A 6015-nucleotide genomic window follows, 5' to 3' on the forward strand; every position below is an offset into this window, starting at 1 on the left:
CCACCGGCTGGAAGTGCAGGCGGAAAACCGTCCGGATAACCTGCCGCTGGTGTTTCTCGGGGGTATCGGGGCAGACAGGCAATCGTACAACAATGCCGGGACCGACATCCGGAGGTCGATGAGCGGATATTTTGCTTACCTGCAGGGTGAATACGCATCTTCCGAAAAATTCCGGCTGACGGCCGGCCTCCGCTACGACGGCAACACCGATTACGGCGGAAGGCTTAACCTCAGTGCGGGCGCGCTTTTCAAACCCGCCGAATGGCTTTCGTTCCGCGCGTCGCTGGGCAACGGCTTCAAACCGCCGACCTACGCGCAGATGTACCAGGTGTTCACCAACATCACGCAAGGCTATACCGTGATCGGCGCGCATAATTTCGCGGAGAAAGCGGCGGAACTGAAGGCGGCGGGCACCATCGCGCAGGTGTGGGACAACGCTTCGCAGATCGCGCTTCTCAAACCCGAGACTTCCACTTCCATCAACGCCGGTGTTACAGTGAACACGGGCAGCCGCATGGAATGGAAGGCCGGCGCGTTCATGCACCGCCTGCGCAATCTCATCAACACCGAACAGGTCGGCATCATGCGGAACGGGCAGCAACTTTTCTCCTACATCAACATCGACCGGGTGGTCATGCGGGGCGTGGAAGCGGGATGGAAGTTCGCCATCACACCGAACCTGCAGGTTTCCGCGGGTTACCAGCTGCTCGACGCGCGCAATCCTGCCGTTTCCGATTCCATCCGGCAAAAATCTTCCCGCTACGCAACCGTGCGGACGCCGGACGGTATTCGCCCTGCCACAACGAAGGATTATTTCGGCCTGCCCAACCGCAGCCGCCACATGGGCAGCATGCAGGCAACCTGGGCGCATCCGCGCTGGGGGCTCGGGGCTTCATTTCGTGGAACTTACAGAGGCAAATACGGCTTCCTGGATGTTGACAACAATGGATATATCGACAATTACGACGTGTTCGTGAAAGGATATACTTTGCTATACGTCAGTGTGCAGAAAACGCTGCTGCAAAAAAGGCTTATGCTTCACCTGGGCGTCGATAATATCGGCGGGTATACGGATTACCTGATGCCATCGCAACCTGGCCGTGTCTTGATGGCGGGTGCGGAATGGCATTTCTTCCGGAAAGATAAAAACTGATTATTGCAGCACCGGCGCGCCTTCCGCGATCTCCGTGCGCGTGGTCGACGCGGGCGTGACCACTGTTTCTTTCCGGCGCTTGCCGTGCATCAGGTATAAAGTCAATGCGGTGAAGATGACGCCGCCGGCGATATTGCCCAATGTTACAGGTATTTGGTTCAGCCACCACCACTGGCCGGCGGAAACGGGCGCTCCCATGAACATGCCTGCCGGAATCACGAACATATTCACCACGGCGTGTTCAAATCCCTGCGCGAAGAAAATAAAGATCGGCAGCCAGGCGGCGAGGATTTTCCCGAGGGTGGAAGTCGAAGTCATGGCCATCACTACGCCGAGCGTCACCATCCAGTTGCACAAAATCCCTTTTACAAAAACCGTCAGCAGCCCGGTCGTACCATACTGACCGTACCCGGTCGTTTTCGCCACCGCGATGTTAGAGATCATTTTGCCGAGGGCGCCGCCGTCTACCTTCCCGAACTGCGTGAGCGAAGCCCAGAATAGCCCTGCGTACAGCAAGCCGCCTGCGAGGTTGGCGAGATACACCACCGCCCAGTTTTTGCCCAGTTGCTTCAGGGAAACCTGTCCCGCAAACCACGACAGCGACATCACCGCAAAATTCCCTGTCACCAGTTCGTATCCCAACAGCACCACGATGATGAAGCACGCCGGGAAGATCGCCGCCCCGATGAGCGGGAGGCTCGTTTGCACCGTGGCCGTCAGTGCGAAAGTGGTGCCGAAGCCCAGGATCGCGCCGGACAGGATGCCTTTCACGATCATGTCGGTCATGCTCATGCGGGTTTTGTCGATGCCGGCCTGGATCATGGCGCCGGCTACTTCCGCGGGTTTTTTATAGTCCATTGTAGAAATTTTTAGGTGATGAAGAATTTATTTCAGCAAAAAGGAAGGTTTGATATTGATCATGAGATACGCCCATTGGTTGCTGCGCGCAGCGTTCGCCACCTGTTTGATGGCCGCCAGCGCCGGCGTGCTGCGGTAATAACTGTACCCGGCTTCAAAACCGATCACCGGCGTGAGGGCGAATTGCGCATTGAGATCGGCTTCCCATCCGAAGCTGCGGTTTTTCGCGGTGATGTCGCTGGCGGAGAAGAAACGGTGCCCGTCGGCCTGGAGGCTCCACTTTGCATGGGGCTTGAACAGGAAACGGAGGTAATAGTCCTGCAGACCGGTAGCGCCAAACGTGCTGCCGGCGTAGTAATAATCCATATGCCCCCAGAATTTGTGGGGCGTGCCATACAATGGATCAAAGGCCTTCGAAGTTGCGCCTGCTTTGCCGCCGGTGGTGTAATCCGCGCCCAATCCCGCTTTGAGCTGGGGCGTAAAAGCGTAAAGGGCTTGCCCGGACAGGAGCCACCCGTCCACTTTCGCGCCGTCGGCATATTTCCCGCCCTGGTAAGCAATGTTACCGGTGAGCGTGAACCCGCTGAACGCCTGCGTCGTGAAAACCGATGCGGTAAATCGGGAATAGACGCCGGGATCATAGGTTTTCACGGGCTTCAGCTCGACCGTATCCACGTGGTACTGCGGGAACTGATCCGCGAGCGCCAGCAGGGAAATGTGGCCCGTAGCGTTTTTGCGGGTGACGTGCAGGTATTGCAATCCCTTGTACATCGCGCCCCCGTTGGTATTGCCGGCATATGCGCCTGGGGGAGTATTGTTGTATAGCATGCCCGTACCCGCTTCCCGGTTCTGGGAATAGGCGAAGCCCGCATCCGCCGCCCATTTGCCGGAACTGTATCGGAACACGAGCGCATCGTGCCGGCGGGCCTGCTGCAGCCAGTCGAGGTTCCCGAGCAGGCGGCCGTCGTCGTAATTCAATTCCTGCCGGCCCACTTTAAAGCTCAGGTTGTGCACAGAAACGGTGTCGGTCAGCCGGACTTCCGCCCAGGCTTCATGGATCATCAATCCATTATTATCCACTGTACTGATCTTATTGATGGTGGAAACATCCTGGCCCCAAACCCGGACGTCCTGGACGGACAACCCGAATTTGAGGCGGTTTGCGGTAAATCCCGCCGTGAGGCGGGTGCGTTGCGAAGTGAAAAAAGCAGGCTTTGCGGAGCGCGGGAGCGGAGCCCCCTGCCCATCCCGGAACTCTGTGCGGGTACGCAATTGCGCCGCGATCGAGAGCTGGGCCTTGCCTGCCAGCGGGAGGCCGCCCATCAAAAGGAGCAGCGCCGTCCCGCAGCGGGAATGCATTTTATTGTACATTTGAACGATTTTAATTCCAGCAATTGAAGTCACGAAACCCGGTTCGCCGCCAAGCCGCCGGGTTTCAACTTTTTTGTCAGGCCGTTACAGCCGATCCCTCCTTTCCGCCCACACCGATGTAAATACGATCGTCCTCCAGTTTTACGGGATATACTTTAATAGAACATTCATGCTCGTCGGAAAGGCACCGGCCGTCGGACAGCGAAAAGGTTTTCTTGTGAAACGGGCAGGCTACTTTCGGTTCTCCCTGCTGGGCGCCGATCATGCCGCGGCTGAGCGCCATCTGCCGGCGGTGCGGGCATAAGTTCTGCGACGCGTACCATTCGCCACGCCGGGCAAAATGAAACAGCGCAATCTGTTCGTCCTTGTATTTCACGCAAACCCCGCCGTTGGCAGGCACGTCTTCCACTTTACAGGCAAAAATCCAGTTGATTTTTTCTTTGGTGATGGGTGACATAAGATGAGATTTTTCGGTTGATGATTTATTTCCATTCCACGGCTTTCTTCTGGTCGCGCAGCTGATCGAATTTTACCGATGGGTCCTTCTCCTCCGGCGCATTCACGAAATGTGCGAAGCGCTTGCGCAGGGCGGGCGTTTCCACCACTTCTTTCCACTCGCATTTATAACTGTCTACCAGCGACTGCATTTCACGCTCCAGGTCTTCCGCGATGCCCAGGCTGTCGTTCACCACCACGTTCCGCAGGTAATCGATCCCGCCTTCCATTTTATTGAGCCAGGTGGCGGTTCGCGTGAGCGGGTCGGCGGTTTTGATATAAAACATGAGGAAACGGTCGATGTATTTGATGCAGGTATCGCTGTCGAGGTCCGAAGCGAGCAGGAGCGCGTGTTGCGGTTTCGATCCGCCGTTGCCACAGACGTACAGGTTCCAGCCTTTTTCGGTAGCGATGATGCCGAAATCCTTGGACTGCGCCTCCGCGCATTCGCGGATGCATCCCGATACGGCGGATTTCATTTTATGCGGCGCTCTTAACCCGCGGTACCTTTCTTCCACCCGGATGGCGTAGCTCACGCTGTCGTGCAGCCCAAACCGGCACCAGGTGGACCCTACGCAACTTTTCACCGTGCGCAGGGCCTTCCCGTATGCGTGGCCGCTTTCGAACCCTTCTTCGATGAGCTCTTCCCAGATCAGCGGCAGGTCGCCGACGTGCGCGCCGAACATATCGATGCGCTGGCCGCCGGTAATTTTGGTGTATAGATTGTATTTCTCCGCGATGCGGCCGATGGCCATGAGCTTCTGCGGAGTGATTTCCCCCCCGGGAATGCGGGGCACCACGGAATAGGTGCCGCCTTTCTGAATATTGGCGAGATAACGGTCATTGGAATCCTGCGCGGTGTCGTTGCCTTTCGCAAGGATCATATCCCCCCACAAACTGGCCAGGATAGAAGAAACAGCAGGTTTACAAACCTCGCAGCCGTCACCTTTCCCGATATGATCCAGCACATCATCGTATGTATGAAGGTTGCGGATTTTGATGAGGTCGAACAGTTCCTGGCGCGAATAGCCGAAGTGCTCGCAAAGCACGTTGCGCACATATTTGCCCTGCGATTTCAGGGTGTAGGTGATGAGATCCTTCACCATGGGCGCGCAACCGCCGCAGGAAGAGGAAGCGCCGGTGCATTTCTTTACGGCGTTGAAAGTTTCGTGCCCTTCTTCCACCGCCTGGCAAATCTGTGATTTGGTTACGCTTTCGCAGGAGCAGATGACGGCGTCGGGAGGCAGGCCCAGCACGCCGGCCGCGGCTTCGCCGGAGGAACGGGCGCCGAGGAGCTCATCTTCCGGCTTGCCGGTGATCTTCATCCTGTTTTTCGTTTTCTGCAGCAGCATGTTGTAGGCCGATGCGTCGCCGATAAGAATGCCGCCCAGCAGGTACTGGCCGTCGTCGGTCATATTGATGCGCTTGTAGACGCCGGCCACCTGGTCTTCGAAAACGATCACGCGGCAGGTGTCCGCCGGCGGGAAGGGATCGCCGAAGCTGGCCACGTCTACGCCTACGAGTTTCAACTTGGTGCTCATATCGAACCCGCCGAAGGTGCGGTCGCCGCCGAGGATATTATCGATCGCGATGTCGGCCATTTCGTAGCCGGGCGCCACCAGTCCATATATAGTATGTTGGTACAGCGCGCATTCGCCGATGGCGTAGATGTTGGGATGGGAGGCCTGCATTTTGTCGTTCACCACGATCCCGCCGCGGGAGCCGGTTTCGAGCCCGGCGGAAGCGGCGATCTCGTCGCGCGGGCGGATGCCGGCGGAGATGACGATCATATCCGCGGGGATGGAGGAGCCGTCTTCGAAGCCGATGCCGTTGGCTACGCCGTCGCCCAGGATGGAAGTGGTGTATGCGTTGGTGCGGATTTTCAGGCCGATGGATTCGAGTTGTTTGCGGAGGATGTCGGAGCCGTTCTGGTCGATTTGCCGGGGCATGAGCCTGGGGGCGTATTCGACGATGGTGGTGTCGGCGATGCCGAGGTCGAGGCAGGATTTGGCGGCTTCGAGGCCGAGGAGGCCTCCACCGATGACGGCGGCCCGGCGTGCTTTGCGGGCGGCGGACTGAACCGGCGCGAGACGGTCGAGTTCGTCGTCGAGAACGCCCCGCATGCGATCGAGCGGCTC

5 protein-coding genes are annotated in these 6015 nt (G+C 57.9%); 1 reads left to right on the forward strand and 4 read right to left on the reverse strand.

Going from position 1 to position 6015, the window contains the following annotated elements; genetic code table 11:
• Window positions 1-1153: TonB-dependent receptor (locus tag Q0510_RS19240; RefSeq protein WP_298715406.1), on the forward strand; the 1153-nt coding region annotated here is incomplete at its 5' end.
• On the opposite strand, the gene Q0510_RS19245 is transcribed toward Q0510_RS19240, so the two are convergent.
• The 4 genes from Q0510_RS19245 to nirB all read right to left on the reverse strand — a co-directional run.
• Entirely contained in the window at window positions 1154-2011 is an 858-nt protein-coding gene (locus Q0510_RS19245; RefSeq protein ID WP_298715408.1) for a formate/nitrite transporter family protein, read from the reverse strand.
• Window positions 2012-2038: 27 nt separating this feature from the next.
• Window positions 2039-3370 carry an alginate export family protein gene (locus Q0510_RS19250; RefSeq protein ID WP_298715410.1) on the reverse strand — a complete coding sequence of 444 codons (1332 nt, stop codon included), beginning with the start codon at window positions 3368-3370 and terminating at the stop codon, window positions 2039-2041.
• An 88-nt stretch (window positions 3371-3458) separates the two neighbouring features.
• The gene (gene nirD / locus Q0510_RS19255; RefSeq protein WP_298715412.1) at window positions 3459-3839 is read right to left on the reverse strand and encodes a nitrite reductase small subunit NirD; all 381 of its coding nucleotides are present in this window, start codon (window positions 3837-3839) and stop codon (window positions 3459-3461) included.
• Window positions 3840-3864: 25 nt separating this feature from the next.
• The coding region (nirB, locus tag Q0510_RS19260) for a nitrite reductase large subunit NirB (protein ID WP_298715414.1) at window positions 3865-6015 on the reverse strand (2151 nt) is incomplete at its 5' end.

The sequence above is a fragment of the uncultured Chitinophaga sp. genome, assembly GCF_937874145.1.
GTDB lineage: Bacteria > Bacteroidota > Bacteroidia > Chitinophagales > Chitinophagaceae > Chitinophaga.

Excerpts from the sequence above, each read along its gene's own strand:
- nirD (WP_298715412.1), bottom strand. The coding sequence starts at position 3,839 with ATGTCACCCATCACCAAAGAAAAAATCAACTGGATTTTTGCCTGTAAA.
- Q0510_RS19245 (WP_298715408.1), bottom strand. The coding sequence starts at position 2,011 with ATGGACTATAAAAAACCCGCGGAAGTAGCCGGCGCCATGATCCAGGCC.
- Q0510_RS19250 (WP_298715410.1), bottom strand. The coding sequence starts at position 3,370 with ATGCATTCCCGCTGCGGGACGGCGCTGCTCCTTTTGATGGGCGGCCTC.